Raw genomic sequence first — 13850 nt, 5'->3', positions numbered from 1 at the left:
ACGACATGCACCTGAAGCGACTCGCGCTGGCGCTCTTTCCCGCGGCGGCCCTGGCCGTCGCGGTGGGCTGTTTCACCGACCCCGTGTACCCGGGCAACCAGGTGCTGGGCTCGTTCCGCTTCCAGGCGAAGCTGGACGCGGCGCGCACCACCTGCGACGCGGGCTCGCGGGAGTTCGCGCAGCTGGACGACGCGGGCTCCTTCTATTTCGAGGGCACCTTCTCGCGCGACACCGACGCGGGCACGGGCTTCCTCACCGTGCTGGGCTTCACGCGCGACGCCGGCTACTCGGGCCAGAGCGTCAACTCCACCCACCGTGCCACCGCGCCCCGTGCGTCGTGCGGCACCGGCTGCGAGGACTCCGAAATCGAGGAGAACCTCAACGTGATGCTCCTGAGCGACAGCCAGGCGCGCAACGTGGCGCGCGACTGCGCCCGCCTGGATGGTGGCGTCCCCGAGGGCGCCATCCCGGCCCCCACGGAGAACGGCTACGACGTGTCGCTCGCATGCGGCACGCTCACGGACGTCTTCCTGCCGGGCAAGGGCGCGAGCTGCAACTGCCAGCCGGCCACCTGCACCACCGTGTACACGGTGCGCGGCGACCGGCAGGACTGAAACACCCGGGGCCCGGCCCCGTCGTGTAACGTGCGCCGCCCCGAAGTGGAGGATGGAATGGCGAAGCGTGCGGTGGTGCTCCTGTCCGGCGGACTGGATTCGACGACCTGTCTGGCGATGGCGAAGGCGGCCGGCTTCGAGCCGGTGTGCCTGTCCATCGCCTATGGCCAGCGTCATTCCGTGGAGCTGGAGCGGGCGCGCAAGGTGGCGCAGGCCATGGGCGTGCGCGACGTGCGCGTGGTGACGGTGGACCTGCGGCAGGTGGGCGGCTCGGCCCTCACGGACGACATCCCGGTGCCCAAGGACCGCTCGGACGAGGACATGTCCCACGACGTGCCCGTCACCTACGTGCCCGCGCGCAACGCGCTGTTCCTCTCGCTGGCGCTGGGGCTCGCGGAGGTCGTCGGCGCGACGGACCTCTACATCGGCGTCAACGCGGTGGACTACAGCGGCTACCCCGACTGCCGCCCGGAGTTCATCCGCTCCTTCGAGACCATGGCCCAACTGGCCACCAAGGCCGGCGTGGAGGGCGCTCGCTTCCAGGTGCACGCGCCGCTCTCCGGCCTCACCAAGGCGCAGATCATCCAGGCCGGCGTGAAGCTGGGCGTGGACTACGGGATGACCCACTCCTGCTACGACCCGGACGCCCAGGGCCGGGCGTGTGGCCGCTGCGACAGCTGCCTCCTGCGTGCCAAGGGCTTCCAGGAAGCCGGCGTGCCGGATCCCACCACCTACGTGGACGGGGTGCGCTGATGCACGCGACGACGCGGCTCGCGCTGACGCTGGCGCTCTTCGCAAGCGCTCCGGCCCTGGCGGAGGACGCGAAGCCGAAGCCCGCTCCCACGGCCACGCCGAAGCCGAAGGTGGAGCTGGTGGACGCGGCCACCGTCATCCCGGACCTCATCCTGGACCTGCGCTACGCGACGAAGGACAACTTCCTCAAGCGGCAGGTGTACCCGGACGGGGCGCGGTGTCTGTTGTTGCCGGACTCGGTGAACCGCCTGAAGAAGGCCGCGGACGTGCTGCGTCCCCAGGGCTACCGGCTGAGGGTCTACGACTGCTACCGGCCGCGCGCGGTGCAGTACGAGATGTGGAAGATCCTGCCCAAGCCGGGCTACGTGGCGAACCCGGCCAAGGGCTCCAATCACAACCGGGGCGGCGCGGTGGACCTGACGCTGGCCACGGCGGAGGGGGGCGAGGTGGAGATGCCCACCCCCTTCGACGACTTCACCCCCAAGGCGCACCACGGCTACATGGGCGGCACGCCCGCCTCGCGTGAGCACCGGGAGGTGCTGCGCGCGGCCATGGAGGGCGTGGGCTTCCAGCGCAACAAGATGGAGTGGTGGCATTACGACCTGCCCGGCGCTACGAAATTGCCGGTGCTGGACGTGCCCTTTACGCCGACGAACTGACGCTCGGCCGGTCGCCAGCCCAGTGGTTTCGCGCGGTTGCGTCATGGACTGCGCGTAGGTGGGCGCGCGCACGGTGTGCCTGCTATTCCTGGCGTCCCATGAGGCAAACGCTCTCGGCTGGCCTGGAAAACACGCTCATCTCCCCGTCCTCTTCGTCGGAGCTGGCGCCCACGCTCGCGCCCGGGTCCTCGATGACCAACCGGCGCAACACGGTGCTGCCCCGGGTGCAGTGGACGGGCCAGCAACCCAGCGTGGTGCCCCTGCAACGCGAGCGCTTCGAGGAAGTGCGTCCGCTGGGGCAGGGCGGCATGGGCGAAGTGGTGCTGATGCGCGACCACGACATCGAACGGGAGGTGGCGCTCAAGCGGCTGCCCCCCGGCGCGGAGCTGGACCGCGTGCTGCGCTTCGTGGAGGAGATCCGCACCGTCGGCACGCTGGACCATCCGAACATCGTGCCGGTGCACGACGTGGGCGTGGATGAGCAGGGCCGCTACTTCTTCATGATGAAGCACCTGCGGGGCGAAACGCTGGAGTCCATCATCGCCCGCCTGCGCCGCTCGGACCTGGACGCGCTCGTGCGCTATCCGTTCCAGGTGCGGGTGCAGATCTTCCGGGGCGTGCTGCACGCGCTGTCGTACGCGCACGGCAAGGGCTTCATCCACCGCGACCTGAAGCCCGCGAACATCATGGTCGGGCCCTTCGGTGAGGTGACGGTGCTGGACTGGGGCCTCGCCCGCAGGGTGGGCGCGCCCACGCCGCCGAGTCTCCCGGCAGGCTCCGCGAGCGCGTCGGCGGACCTCGCGACCGCGCGCCCGCTGCACACGGAGGTCGGCTCCGTGGTGGGCACGCCCCTGTACATGTCCCCGGAGCAGGCGCGCGGCGAGCATGACCAGATGGACGCGCGCAGCGACATCTACAGCCTGTCGGTGCTCTTCCACGAGCTGCTGGGGCTGACGCACTACCTGGACGGGCTCCAGTCGGTGCCGGAGATCATGAAGGGCGTGCAGACGCGCGAACTCACCCTGTCCACCCTGCACGTCAACAACGCCCAGGGCCCGGTGCCCGCGGAGCTGATGTGGTTCGTGGTGAAGGGGATGAAGAAGAACCCCGCGGAGCGCTACGCCTCCGTGGACGACATGGTGCTGGAGCTGGATGCCGCGCTGGATGGCCGGTGCGCGGTGCAATGCCAGCGCACGTTCCTGAAGAAGACCTTCCACCAGGGCCTGCGCGCGGCGGACCGCAACCCCATGGCCATCACGATGGCCGCGCTGGTGGGCGCGGGGTTGGTGGTCGCCTCCGCGGTCCACCTGGGCATGTCGTTCTTCGCGACGATGCTGCACTGACGACGGACCGCGCCGCGGCATTCGCGACCTCGATGCGCTTCTTCGCGCCTTGTCGAGTGCGCGAAGCTCGCGGGTCGTGCGCTCCAACCCGAGTTCCGGCGTCCGGCCTCCTGAGACGAACGCCGCCATGCGCCTTCCGGTGCGCGTCCTCCCTCCGCCGCGCGTGATGTGATGGAGTGGCGGCGTGCAACGTCATCGCCGCCTGCTCATGGCCTTCCTGCTCATCTCCGGCATGCTGTACCTCGCGCTGTGCGCGGTCACCTTCGCCGCGCAGCGCTCCCTCATCTATCCCGCGCCGCGCGTCGGTCCGGAGGCCCTGCGGGACCGTCCCGGCTTCGGCCAGGTTCCGCTGGCAGCGGGCCTGAGCGTGGACACCTTCTACCTGCCCGCGCCGCCGGGAGCGCCCACGGTGCTGCACTTCCACGGCAACGGCGAACAACTGCTGCAGCAGCGGGGACTGGGCCAGCTGCTCGCGGACGCGGGCCTGGGCTTCCTCTCGGTGGAGTACCCGGGCTACGGCGCCTCGCGGGGCAGCCCCTCGGAGGCGGGCCTGTACGCGGCGGCGGAGGCCGCGCTCCAGTTCCTGCGCGAGCAGGGCGTGAAGCCGGAGCAGGTGGTGTTGAGCGGCCGCAGCCTGGGGACCGGCGTCGCGGTGGAGATGGCGCGGCGCGGATATGGTGCCCGCATGGTGCTGGTGGCGCCGTACACGTCCATGGTGGCCATGGGCCAGCACATGCTGCCCTTCCTGCCCGCGACGCTGCTGGTGCGCGACCGCTTCGAGTCCCTGTCCAAGGCCCCGGACATCGCCATCCCGGTGCTCGTCATCCACGGCGAACAGGATGAGGTCATCCCGGTGGAGATGGGCCGCACGCTGGGTCAACGCTTCCCGCACGCCACGGTGGTGACGGTGCCGCGCGCGGGCCACAACGACGTGCTGGAGCAGGACGGCCTGAAGGAGTTCGCACGGCTGGCCACGTTCGCGCTCGACGGCACCTGAGCCGCCCGTGGCCCCAGGGGACATGACGTCCCGCGTCGCGTTCCCTTGCGCCTACCGGTAAGCGCCGGATTATGCTCCGTGTCATCAACGCGATGTTTCATCGCGTCCTGGTTCCCCCGAGGGATGGATGAGCGTCAACCCGGCCCCCGCCGCCACCCTGTCCGAAGCCGCCCGTGAAATCGTGGAGGTGGGCCGCTTCCTGAGCGTGCGCAACTTCGTGCCCGCGACCAGCGGCAACTTCTCCCGCCGGCTGGACGCCCGCACGGCCGCCGTCACCCGCTCCGGCGTGGACAAGGGCGAGCTGGTGGAAGCGGACGTGCTGGTGGCGGACATCCACGCGCCGCCGCCGAAGGGCTCGTCGGCGGAAACGCCGCTGCACCTGCAACTGTATCGCGACAGGCCGGAGGCCCAGGCGGTGCTGCACACGCACTCCGTGGTGTCCGCGCTGCTGTCCAACCTGCGGCAGTCCGAAGGCGAGCTGGTGCTCCAGGACTTCGAACTGCTCAAGGCGCTGGGTGACACCCGCACGCACGAGGCGGCGGTGTCCATTCCCATCTTCCCCAACGACCAGGACATTCCCCGGCTGGCCAGCAAGGTGACGGCGATGCTGGAGAAGCGGACGGAGCTGGTCGCGTATCTCATTGCCGGCCACGGGTTGTACACCTGGGGTCGGAGCATGGCCGAGGCGCGTCGCCACGTGGTGGCGCTGGAACACCTGCTGACGTACGAACTCGAGAAGATGAAGGTGCGGCGATGAGCAACCTGACGGTCTACAAGGAACACCACCCGGCGGAGCCGCTGGGCGTCTTCACGGACCCCGCGGACATCGGCCGGGAGCTGGCCCCCATCGGCGTGCGCTTCGAGCGCGTGGACGCCTCCGTGGCGCTGCCGGACGGCGCGGGGCAGGACGAGGTGCTCGCGGCCTACCAGCACGTGGTGGACGCGGAGAAGAAGGCCCACGGGTACAACACCGTGGACGTGGTGCGCATCAAGCCGGACGCGGCCAACGTGGTGCAGGCGCGCCAGAAGTTCCTCTCCGAGCACACCCACACGGAGGACGAGTCGCGCATCATGGTGGAGGGCAGCGGCTGCTTCTACCTGCACGCGCAGGACAAGGTCTTCCAGGTGGTCTGCACCCGGGGCGACCTCATCAGCGTGCCGGAGGGCATGAAGCACTGGTTCGACATGGGGCCCGCGCCCCTGTTCGCCGCCATCCGGTTCTTCATCCGCCCGGACGGCTGGGTGGGCAACTTCACCGGCGAGACCATCGCCGAGCGCTTCCCGAAATACGAACCGTGAGCGCCCCCGTCGCCATCGTCACCGACATCGAGGGCACCACCAGCTCCATCGCCTTCGTGAAGGACGTGCTCTTCCCCTTCGCCCGCAAGCACCTGGCGGAGTTCGTCGCGACGCACGGTGAGCAGTCCTCCGTGCGCCAGTGTCTGTCCGACGCCCGCACGCTCGCGGGGGAGCCCGCGCTGGACGACGTCAGCACGGTGGCCCTGCTCCAGCGCTGGCTGGACGAGGACCGCAAGGCCACGCCGCTCAAGACGCTCCAGGGGCTCATCTGGGCGGACGGCTACGCGCGCGGCGAGCTGAAGGGCCACGTGTACGCGGACGCGGCCCGGGAGCTGCGCGCCTGGCACGGGCGGGGCCTGCGCCTGTATGTCTATTCCTCCGGCAGCGTGGCCGCGCAGAAGCTCATCTTCGGCTACAGCGTGGAGGGGGACCTGACGCCGCTGTTCTCCGGCTACTTCGACACCACCACCGGGCCCAAGGTGGAGGCCGCGTCGTACACGAAGATTGCCCAGGCGCTGGAGCTGCCGCCGGGGGACATCCTGTTCCTGTCGGACAACGTGGCGGAGCTGGACGCGGCCCGGAAGGCGGGGCTGCGCACGGCCTGCCTGGACCGGGGCGAGGTGGCCGTTCCCGCGGGCCACGGGCACCCGACGTTTCATGACTTCACGACGCTCGACCCGTTCGCGCGCGCCTCCTGAGAGGAGTCTCCATCCATGTCGAGTTCCAACAAGCCCGTGCTGGGCATCATCGGCGGCAGCGGCCTGTATCAGATTGACGGCCTGACGGACGTGTCGTGGCGCCGGGTGTCGTCGCCCTTCGGGGAGACGTCGGATGAGTTCTGCTTCGGGCGCATTGGCGACCAGCCGGTGGTGTTCCTGCCGCGGCACGGGCGGGGGCACCGCATCCCGCCGTCGGAGCTGAACTTCCGGGCGAACATCGACGCGCTCAAGCGCAGCGGCGTGACGGACATCCTGTCCATCTCCGCGGTGGGCAGCCTGCGCGAGGACCTGAAGCCGGGCACCTTCGTGGTGGTGGACCAGTTCGTGGACCGCACCTTCTCGCGCGTGAAGAGCTTCTTCTCCGCGGGGCTGGTGGCGCACGTGTCCATGGCGAAGCCTACGTGCACGCGCCTGGGCGACGCGGTGATGGCGGCGTGCGAGGGATTGGACATCCAGGCCGTGCGCGGTGGCACGTACCTGGTGATGGAAGGCCCGCAGTTCTCCACGCTGGCGGAGAGCAAGATGTACCGCCAGTGGGGCTGCGACGTGATTGGCATGACGAACATGCCGGAGGCCAAGCTCGCCCGCGAAGCGGAGATTTGCTACGCGAGCGTGTCCATGGTCACGGACTTCGACTGCTGGCATCCGGACCACGACGCGGTGACGGTGGACCAGGTGGTGGCGGTGCTCCTGGGCAATGCGGGCAGGGCGCGCGGGCTGGTGAAGAACATCGCGCCGCTCGTGGGCCGCCACGAAGGCCCCTGCTCCAAGGGCTGCCAGACGGCCCTGGACCACGCCATCATGACCTCGCCGGACGTGCGCGACCCGGCCGTCGTGGAGAAGCTCTCCGCGGTGGCGGGCCGCGTCCTGAAGCGCTGAAAGGAAGACACGGCGATGAAAGTCCAAGGCGAGCCAACGCGCTCCATCTGGGTCGAGTCCGACGGCTGGACCGTGGGCGTCATCGACCAGACGCGCCTGCCGCATGCGTTCGTGAAGGTGAAGCTGTCCACCGCGGAGGAGGCGGGGCGCGCCATCCGCAGCATGCTGGTGCGGGGCGCGCCGCTGATTGGCGCCACGGCGGCGTATGGCGTGTGTCTGGCCATGCGCGAGGACGCGTCGGACCCGGCGCTGGAGACGGCGCTGACGATGCTGCGGGCCACGCGGCCCACGGCGGTGAACCTGCACTGGGCGCTGGATGGGATGCGCCGGGTGCTGACGCCGCTGCGGCCGTCGGAGCGGGTGGCCGCGGCGTACCGGCACGCGGCGGCGCTGTGCGACGAGGACGTGGCCATCAACCGGGCCATTGGCGAGCACGCGCTGAAGCTGTTCCAGGACGCGTGGGACAGGAAGGGCCGCAAGGGGCGGCTGAACGTGCTCACGCACTGCAACGCGGGGTGGCTCGCGACGGTGGACTGGGGCACGGCGCTGGCGCCCATGTACCTGGCGCACGACGCTGGCATGCCGCTGCACGTCTGGGTGGATGAGACGCGGCCGCGCAACCAGGGCGCGGTGCTGACGGCGTGGGAATTGGGCCAGCACGGCGTTCCGCACACGGTCATCGCGGACAACGTGGGCGGCCACCTGATGCAGCACGGGGACGTGGACCTGTGCATCGTGGGCACGGACCGCACGACGGCGCACGGCGACGTGGCGAACAAGATTGGCACGTACCTGAAGGCGCTGGCGGCCAAGGACAACGGCGTGCCGTTCTACGTGGCGCTGCCGTCGCCCACGGTGGACTGGACCATCCAGGACGGCGTGAGGCAGATCCCCATCGAGCAGCGCGAGGGCACGGAGCTCAGCGACGTGACGGGCCGGCTTCCTTCGGGTGAGGTCGCCACGGTGCGCATCACCCCGCCGGGGAGCCCCGCCGCGAACTACGCGTTCGACGTGACGCCCGCGCGGCTGGTGACGGCGCTCATCACGGAGCGGGGCGTGTGTCCGGCGTCGGAGGAGGGGCTGCTGTCGCTCTTTCCGGAGCGGAGGCCGGCGAAGTGAAGGAGCACGGTGCGCTGCGCGAGGCGATGGTGGCCACCTGCCGGAGGATGAACACGTCGGGCCTGAACCAGGGCACGTCAGGCAACCTGAGCCAGCGGGTGGAGGGCGGCTTCCTCCTCACGCCCTCGGGGATGAACTACGAGACGATGACGCCGGAGGACCTGGTCCTCATGCGCTTCGACGGCACGCACGTGGGTGCGCGCAAGCCGTCATCCGAGTGGCAGCTGCACCGGGATCTCCTGGTGGCGCGTCCGGAGGTGGGCGCGGTGCTGCACGCGCACAGCATGTTCAGCACGACGCTGGCGTGCCTGCGGCGGGGCATTCCGGCGTTCCACTACATGGTCTCCGCGGCGGGAGGCACGGACGTGCGGTGCGCGGAGTACGCGACCTTCGGCACGCCGGAGCTGGCGCGGCACATGATGAAGGCGCTGGAGGGCCGCAAGGCGTGCCTGCTCGCGAACCACGGCATGGTGGCGGCGGGCGTGGACCTGCCCGCGGCCTACAAGCTGGCGGTGGAGGTGGAGACGCTGGCGGCCATGTACTGGCGCGCGCTCCAGGTGGGCGAGCCTGTCATCCTGGACGACGCGGAGATGGCGCGCGTGTTCGAACAGTTCCGGGGCTACGGGCAGTAGCGCCCCGGAGGGCTCAGGCGCTGCGCAGGGTGAGCAGCGTCACCTCGGGCGGCACTCCGATGCGGAAGGGCAGCCAGTGCCCGGTGCCGCCGGAGACGTAGAGGTGGCTGTCGCGGAAGCGGTAGCGCCCCAGCATGTGCTTGAAGGCGAAGCCGAACAGCGGGACGCCCAGGAAAGCCACCTGTCCTCCGTGGGTGTGGCCGGCGAGCGTCAGGCGGGCGCCGCGTTCCGCCGCGTAGGTGAAGAAGTCCGGGTGGTGGGACAGGCAGATGACGATGTCATCCGGATTGCCTCCCTGGAACGCGGTGTCCGCGGAGTGCTTCCAGCGGGCCTCGCGCACGGTGTGGCTGCGGCCGGACATGGGATAGTCCACGCCCACCACGCGCACGCGCTGGCCGCCGTGCTCCAGCACGTGGGATTCATCCACGAGCAGGCGGACCGGTGCGCCGCGCTGGGCCAGGGCCTCGTAGCCGCCCAGGACTTCTTCCAGGCCGCGCCAGTGCTCGTGGTTGCCGAGGATGGCGAGCATGCCGTGGCGGGCCGTCGTCGCGGCCAGGGCGGCCATCGTCGCATCCACCTGGTTCACGTCGTCGATGAGGTCGCCCGTCATCACCTGGAGGTCCACGCCGGCCGCGTTCATCGCGTCCACGGCGCCGCGCAGGTACTCGGGGCTGATGAAGGGGCCCACGTGGACGTCGGTGATCTGCCCGATGCGGAAGCCGTCGAGCGCGGCGGGAAGGCCCTTCAGCTTCACCTCCACCTCACGCACGGTGAAGCCCAGGCTGCCGCTCACGACGCCCAGGGTGCTCCCCGTCACGGCGAGCACGGGCATGGCCTGTCCGGCCTTCACGAGCAGCCCGCGGCGCTCCAGGTCCACGCCGGGGGGCGCGGCCTTGCGGCGGCGCTCGCCCCACAGCTTCAGCACGAGGAACGGCAGGCCCAGCAGCATCACCATCAGCGCGGCGATGCTCCAGATGACGGCGAACAGCTTCACCGGCACGAGGGGCGCGGGCGTGTCGTGGAGGCCGTAGCCGGTGAGCGCGGGAACGGTCCAGGCGACGAAGGACAGCCCCATCAGGCCCAGCAACACGCCATGGCGCCATCCGCGCGTGACGGCGGGCCACAGCCTGCGCAGCACGAGGTACGAGCCCAGGTAGACGAACAGCAGGACCAGGAGCCTTCCCATCGTTTTAGCGCTCTCCGTCACGTCCCGGGCGCAAGAGGTCCGGGGCCGCCCTCGAAGTGAGGGAGCCCGAGGATAACGGACCCCCTGACAGCGCGCTGTCCCTCCGACACCGTGGCCGCTCGCCTGAGTCACGGCGCACCTGATGGCCTGGACGGGGAATCCCCGGAAGATAAGGGGCCAGCTTCGGGAGGGTGGGATGCGCGCGTGGTGGTTGTGGATCGTCTTGGTGATCGGTTGTGCCTCGGTGTCCTCGCCCACGCAGGAGTGGTCGAGGACGGACGCGTCGCAGGAGTGCGAAGCCAGCGACGAGGACCAGTGCCTCACGCAGGTGTGCGAGGAGGAGGTCTGCGCCCTGTTCCGGTGCGAGGACCTGGCGCTGGAGCGGGTGGTGCGCACGCGAGGTTCCGCACCGGTCGCGCCGGTGTTCGTGGCCCCGGGCAGCGGGCCACAGCGGACGTGGGGCAGTGCCCAGGGCGTGCCGGGCGACGCGGTGCCCGTCATGGTGTTCCGCTGGCACCCGCGCGAGAAACTGCCGAGCGAGCTACGACGGGAGAAGGCCCGGGAGGAGTGGGCGAAACGTCCGAAGGAGCGGCACCACATCTTCCCTCAGGCACACGTGAAGCATTTTCAGCGCAAGGGTATTGAAATCCACAAATACGTCCTGGCCATCGATGCGGAAGTTCACGCGCGCATCCATCGGGGGGCGAATGGCGGACCTTGGAACAAGGACTGGAAGCGCTTCATCGACGAAGAGGGGGAAGAAGCGAAGGTGCCGCGTCATTTCGAGCATGCCTCCTGGATGATTCAGAAGTACGGACTCTTTGGACTGCCGATGACCTACTGGCAGCAGGTCGACCTCTCACCCGTGCCCTTCGAGGACTGAGCCATGCGCTACTTCGAGATTCGTGGCCCGCGCGAGGATGCAGAGCCACAGTGGAGCGGAGAGTATCGGGCCAGTCACCGATGGCACCTGCCAGGGGTTGACTGCCCCAAGTGCGGGAGCTGGGCAGGAATGGCTGCATATCCTTCAGTGGATCTGTCGAGCGTGGAGGAGCCTGTGCTCGCGAAGGTGACGGGACCGACCCGCTTCGCGGAGTACATGCGATTGGTGTCCCTGATTCGACCCTGTCTCCCCTCTGCGATACCCATCAAGGGCGGGAGTTCGTTCGGTCCCATGATCGGAACAGCACGAGGCAGGTTCGGCCCCATCTCCTGCGATCCTCCATGGGAAGTGGTCCTCCGTGAGGACGCGGTCGAGCTGCTCAACGCAGAGGGGCTGAACGGCGTCATCGCAGTCCGGATGGAACTCAGGTCCCGTCGAAGCACCACACCCACGCTTTACGAGTTGGAAGCCCGACCCCTGGCGAAGCTGCATCCCGACTGCATCGGAGAATGGAAGACGCCCCCGTGTGACGTCTGCGGCCGACCCGAGATGTTTGCTTTGCCGCCGAAGCGCTGGCTGCTGCGCTCCTCCATCCCGGAAGGGCTCGACGTCTTCGGCCTTGCAGGCGCGAACCCGCGCGTCGTCAGCGAGCGCTTCGTCGAAGTCATCCAGCGGCTGGGCCCCAGTGACGTGACCTACCAGGAACTGCCCGCCGAGTAGTTTTCGCGGCGCATGTCCGTGGGTGCAGCGCAGGTCGAGCACACGAAGCCGGAGGCGGGATGCGCGCGTGGTGGCTGTTCTGTGTGGTCGTGTTGGGAGGTTGTGCCTCGGTGTCCGAGGTGTCCTCGCCCACGCAGGAGTGGTCGAGGACGGACGCGTCGCAGGAGTGCGAGGCCAGCGACGAGGACCAGTGCCTCACGCAGGTGTGCGAGGAGGAGGTCTGCGCCCTGTTCCGGTGCGAGGACCTGGCGCCGGAGCGGGTGGTGCGCACGCGAGGTGCCGCACCGGTCGCGCCGGTGTTCGTGGCCCCGGGCAGCGGGCCACAGCGGACGTGGGGCAGTGCCCAGGGCGTGCCGGGCGACGCGGTGCCCGTCATGGTGTTCCGCTGGCACCCGCGCGAGAAACTGCCGAGCGAGCTACGACGGGAGAAGGCCCGGGAGGAGTGGGCGAAGCGGCCGAAGGAGCGACACCACATCTTCCCGCAGGCGCATGCGAAGCATTTTCAGGAGAAGAGAATCGAGATCCACAAGTACGTCCTGGCAATCGATGCGGAGGTTCATGCGCGCATTCATCGGGGCGAGAAGGGCGGGCCCTGGAACAAGGACTGGAAGGTCTTCATCGACCGCGAAGGGTTCGACGCGACCGTGCCGCGTCATTTCGAGCATGCCTCGTGGATGATTCAGAAGTACGGACTCTTCGGATTGCCGCTGACCTACTGGCAGCAGGTCGACCTTGCGCCCATCCCCTTCGAGGACTGAACCATGCGCTACTTCGAGATTCGTGGTCCGGCCGAGAATGCGGAATCGCAATGGAGCGGGGAGTACCGGGCCCATCACCGCTGGCATCTGTCTGGAGTCGAGTGTCCCAGATACGGGGTCTGGGCCTGGATGGACGCGTTCCCCTCGGTGGACCTGTCACATGTCCCCGAACCAGTACTGTCCGAGTGGAAGGGCCCGACATCCCTGGAGGAATATAATCGACTGGTGGCCCTGGTTCGCCCCTTCGTTCCACCCGAGCTTCCCGTCAGGGCAGGCACTGCGTTCGGGCCCATGGTCGGAACCGCGAGAGGCAGGTTCGGGCCCATCACCTGCGACCCGCCGTGGGAAGTGGTCCTCCGTGAGGACGCAGTCGAACTGCTCAAGTCCGAAGGTCTGATCGGAGTCATCGCGGTCCGGATGGAACTCAGGTCCCGTCGAAGCACCACGCCCGCACTCTACGAACTGGAGTCGCGCCCCCTCGCGAGGCTGCATCCCGACTGCATCGGAGAATGGAAGACGCCCGCGTGTGACATCTGCGGCCGGCCCGAGTCGTTCTCCCTGCCGCCGAAGCGCTGGCTGCTGCGCTCCTCCATTCCGGAAGGGCTCGACGTCTTCGGCATCGAAGGCGCGAACCCGCGCGTCGTCAGCGAGCGCTTCGTCGAAGTCATCCAGCGCCTGGGCCCTGCGGACGTCACCTACCGCGAACTGCCCTCCGCCGACTGATCCGTCACATCCCGCCGCCCGGGCTCGCCAGCCGCAGGTGCGAGTGCAGCGTCTCCGCTCGCAGGTACAGGAACTGCGCGTCGCCGAACGACAGCGCGTCCCCGTCCGTGAGCAGCCGCACCTCGCCCTCGCCCAGCGCCGCCGCGTTCAGCCAGGTCCCGTTCATCGAACCCAGGTCGTGCACCGAGCACGTCCCCTGCTGCTCGTGCCAGCGCAGCACCGCATGCTGCTTCGACACCGACGGGTCATGCACCATCAGCGCACACCCCTCCATGCGCCCCACCTTCAACTCCTGCCCGTCCGACTCCGGCGCCAGGAAGTGCACCTCCAGCGAGTCGAACCCCTGGAGCATCACCAGCAACCGGTCCACCAGCCGCGACCGGTGCGCCATGCCCACCGTGCGCGCTTCCGCCAGTCGCAACGCGACCTGCTGGAACACCGGCTCCGGGGGCTGCTGGATGAGCACCACCGGTCCAGAGGCTTCCAGGAACGCCTGGACGGGGGCGTAGGCGAACGGGCGGAGCTGTTGGACGGAAGGCATCACCCCCCTACCGTACCCCCAGCCC

At 69.2% G+C, this 13850-nt stretch carries 17 protein-coding genes; 15 read left to right on the top strand and 2 right to left on the bottom strand.

Annotated features, from left to right (window positions below):
- Nucleotides 1-5: 5 nt before the first annotated feature.
- From D7X74_RS02800 to D7X74_RS02750, 11 genes are all read left to right on the top strand, one after another.
- Nucleotides 6-614 carry a hypothetical protein gene (locus tag D7X74_RS02800; RefSeq protein ID WP_120531354.1) on the top strand — a complete coding sequence of 203 codons (609 nt, stop codon included), beginning with the start codon at nt 6-8 and terminating at the stop codon, nt 612-614.
- A 57-nt stretch (nt 615-671) separates the two neighbouring features.
- A complete protein-coding gene (gene queC, locus D7X74_RS02795; protein WP_120531353.1) occupies nt 672-1367 on the top strand; it encodes a 7-cyano-7-deazaguanine synthase QueC in 696 nt (231 codons plus the stop codon).
- The gene (gene ddpX, locus D7X74_RS02790) at nt 1367-2026 is read left to right on the top strand and encodes a D-alanyl-D-alanine dipeptidase (RefSeq protein WP_120531352.1); all 660 of its coding nucleotides are present in this window, start codon (nt 1367-1369) and stop codon (nt 2024-2026) included. The genes queC and ddpX overlap by 1 nt, the downstream gene beginning before the upstream one ends.
- Before the next feature lie 98 nt (nt 2027-2124).
- Entirely contained in the window at nt 2125-3369 is a 1245-nt protein-coding gene (locus D7X74_RS02785; protein WP_120531351.1) for a serine/threonine-protein kinase, read from the top strand.
- A gap of 184 nt (nt 3370-3553) precedes the next feature.
- On the top strand, nt 3554-4366 hold the full coding sequence (locus tag D7X74_RS02780; RefSeq protein ID WP_233595289.1) for an alpha/beta hydrolase: 813 nt from the start codon (nt 3554-3556) through the stop codon (nt 4364-4366).
- Nucleotides 4367-4493: 127 nt separating this feature from the next.
- A complete protein-coding gene (locus D7X74_RS02775; protein WP_120531349.1) occupies nt 4494-5123 on the top strand; it encodes a methylthioribulose 1-phosphate dehydratase in 630 nt (209 codons plus the stop codon).
- On the top strand, nt 5120-5665 hold the full coding sequence (locus D7X74_RS02770; RefSeq protein WP_120531348.1) for an acireductone dioxygenase: 546 nt from the start codon (nt 5120-5122) through the stop codon (nt 5663-5665). The genes D7X74_RS02775 and D7X74_RS02770 overlap by 4 nt, the downstream gene beginning before the upstream one ends.
- On the top strand, nt 5662-6363 hold the full coding sequence (gene mtnC, locus D7X74_RS02765; RefSeq protein ID WP_120531347.1) for an acireductone synthase: 702 nt from the start codon (nt 5662-5664) through the stop codon (nt 6361-6363). The genes D7X74_RS02770 and mtnC overlap by 4 nt, the downstream gene beginning before the upstream one ends.
- Before the next feature lie 15 nt (nt 6364-6378).
- On the top strand, nt 6379-7263 hold the full coding sequence (locus D7X74_RS02760; RefSeq protein ID WP_120531346.1) for an S-methyl-5'-thioadenosine phosphorylase: 885 nt from the start codon (nt 6379-6381) through the stop codon (nt 7261-7263).
- A 15-nt stretch (nt 7264-7278) separates the two neighbouring features.
- The gene (gene mtnA / locus D7X74_RS02755; RefSeq protein ID WP_120531345.1) at nt 7279-8382 is read left to right on the top strand and encodes an S-methyl-5-thioribose-1-phosphate isomerase; all 1104 of its coding nucleotides are present in this window, start codon (nt 7279-7281) and stop codon (nt 8380-8382) included.
- A gap of 26 nt (nt 8383-8408) precedes the next feature.
- Nucleotides 8409-9014: a class II aldolase/adducin family protein gene (locus D7X74_RS02750; RefSeq protein WP_120531396.1), complete on the top strand. Its 606-nt coding sequence runs from the start codon at nt 8409-8411 to the stop codon at nt 9012-9014.
- A 13-nt stretch (nt 9015-9027) separates the two neighbouring features.
- Here D7X74_RS02750 and D7X74_RS02745 read toward each other — a convergent pair whose 3' ends face one another.
- Entirely contained in the window at nt 9028-10200 is a 1173-nt protein-coding gene (locus tag D7X74_RS02745; RefSeq protein WP_120531344.1) for a metallophosphoesterase, read from the bottom strand.
- Between the two features lie 142 nt (nt 10201-10342).
- On the opposite strand from D7X74_RS02745, the gene D7X74_RS02740 reads away from it, so the two are divergent.
- The 4 genes from D7X74_RS02740 to D7X74_RS02725 are packed head-to-tail and all read left to right on the top strand — an operon-like array spanning nt 10343 to nt 13284.
- Complete coding sequence (locus tag D7X74_RS02740; protein ID WP_370450704.1) at nt 10343-11083, top strand: TIGR02269 family lipoprotein; 741 nt, start codon at nt 10343-10345, stop codon at nt 11081-11083.
- A gap of 3 nt (nt 11084-11086) precedes the next feature.
- Nucleotides 11087-11803, top strand: a complete 717-nt coding sequence (locus D7X74_RS02735) for a double-CXXCG motif protein (RefSeq protein ID WP_120531342.1) — start codon at nt 11087-11089, stop codon at nt 11801-11803.
- 59 nt (nt 11804-11862) lie between these two features.
- Nucleotides 11863-12561, top strand: a complete 699-nt coding sequence (locus tag D7X74_RS02730; protein ID WP_120531341.1) for a TIGR02269 family lipoprotein — start codon at nt 11863-11865, stop codon at nt 12559-12561.
- A gap of 3 nt (nt 12562-12564) precedes the next feature.
- Nucleotides 12565-13284: a double-CXXCG motif protein gene (locus D7X74_RS02725; protein WP_120531340.1), complete on the top strand. Its 720-nt coding sequence runs from the start codon at nt 12565-12567 to the stop codon at nt 13282-13284.
- A gap of 4 nt (nt 13285-13288) precedes the next feature.
- Here D7X74_RS02725 and D7X74_RS02720 read toward each other — a convergent pair whose 3' ends face one another.
- Nucleotides 13289-13825, bottom strand: coding sequence for an FHA domain-containing protein (locus D7X74_RS02720; RefSeq protein WP_120531339.1), 537 nt, complete (start codon nt 13823-13825; stop codon nt 13289-13291).
- Nucleotides 13826-13850 lie beyond the last annotated feature (25 nt).

Origin of the sequence: Corallococcus sp. CA047B (assembly GCF_003612065.1) — a bacterium.
Classification (GTDB): Bacteria; Myxococcota; Myxococcia; order Myxococcales; family Myxococcaceae; genus Corallococcus; species Corallococcus praedator.
This window is presented reverse-complemented; position numbering and strand designations above follow the sequence as displayed.

Excerpts from the sequence above, each read along its gene's own strand:
- D7X74_RS02800 (WP_120531354.1), top strand. The coding sequence starts at position 6 with ATGCACCTGAAGCGACTCGCGCTGGCGCTCTTTCCCGCGGCGGCCCTG.
- queC (WP_120531353.1), top strand. The coding sequence starts at position 672 with ATGGCGAAGCGTGCGGTGGTGCTCCTGTCCGGCGGACTGGATTCGACG.
- ddpX (WP_120531352.1), top strand. The coding sequence starts at position 1,367 with ATGCACGCGACGACGCGGCTCGCGCTGACGCTGGCGCTCTTCGCAAGC.
- D7X74_RS02785 (WP_120531351.1), top strand. The coding sequence starts at position 2,125 with ATGAGGCAAACGCTCTCGGCTGGCCTGGAAAACACGCTCATCTCCCCG.
- D7X74_RS02775 (WP_120531349.1), top strand. The coding sequence starts at position 4,494 with ATGAGCGTCAACCCGGCCCCCGCCGCCACCCTGTCCGAAGCCGCCCGT.
- D7X74_RS02770 (WP_120531348.1), top strand. The coding sequence starts at position 5,120 with ATGAGCAACCTGACGGTCTACAAGGAACACCACCCGGCGGAGCCGCTG.
- D7X74_RS02760 (WP_120531346.1), top strand. The coding sequence starts at position 6,379 with ATGTCGAGTTCCAACAAGCCCGTGCTGGGCATCATCGGCGGCAGCGGC.
- mtnA (WP_120531345.1), top strand. The coding sequence starts at position 7,279 with ATGAAAGTCCAAGGCGAGCCAACGCGCTCCATCTGGGTCGAGTCCGAC.
- D7X74_RS02750 (WP_120531396.1), top strand. The coding sequence starts at position 8,409 with ATGGTGGCCACCTGCCGGAGGATGAACACGTCGGGCCTGAACCAGGGC.
- D7X74_RS02745 (WP_120531344.1), bottom strand. The coding sequence starts at position 10,200 with ATGGGAAGGCTCCTGGTCCTGCTGTTCGTCTACCTGGGCTCGTACCTC.
- D7X74_RS02740 (WP_370450704.1), top strand. The coding sequence starts at position 10,343 with ATGGCCTGGACGGGGAATCCCCGGAAGATAAGGGGCCAGCTTCGGGAG.
- D7X74_RS02735 (WP_120531342.1), top strand. The coding sequence starts at position 11,087 with ATGCGCTACTTCGAGATTCGTGGCCCGCGCGAGGATGCAGAGCCACAG.
- D7X74_RS02730 (WP_120531341.1), top strand. The coding sequence starts at position 11,863 with ATGCGCGCGTGGTGGCTGTTCTGTGTGGTCGTGTTGGGAGGTTGTGCC.
- D7X74_RS02725 (WP_120531340.1), top strand. The coding sequence starts at position 12,565 with ATGCGCTACTTCGAGATTCGTGGTCCGGCCGAGAATGCGGAATCGCAA.
- D7X74_RS02720 (WP_120531339.1), bottom strand. The coding sequence starts at position 13,825 with ATGCCTTCCGTCCAACAGCTCCGCCCGTTCGCCTACGCCCCCGTCCAG.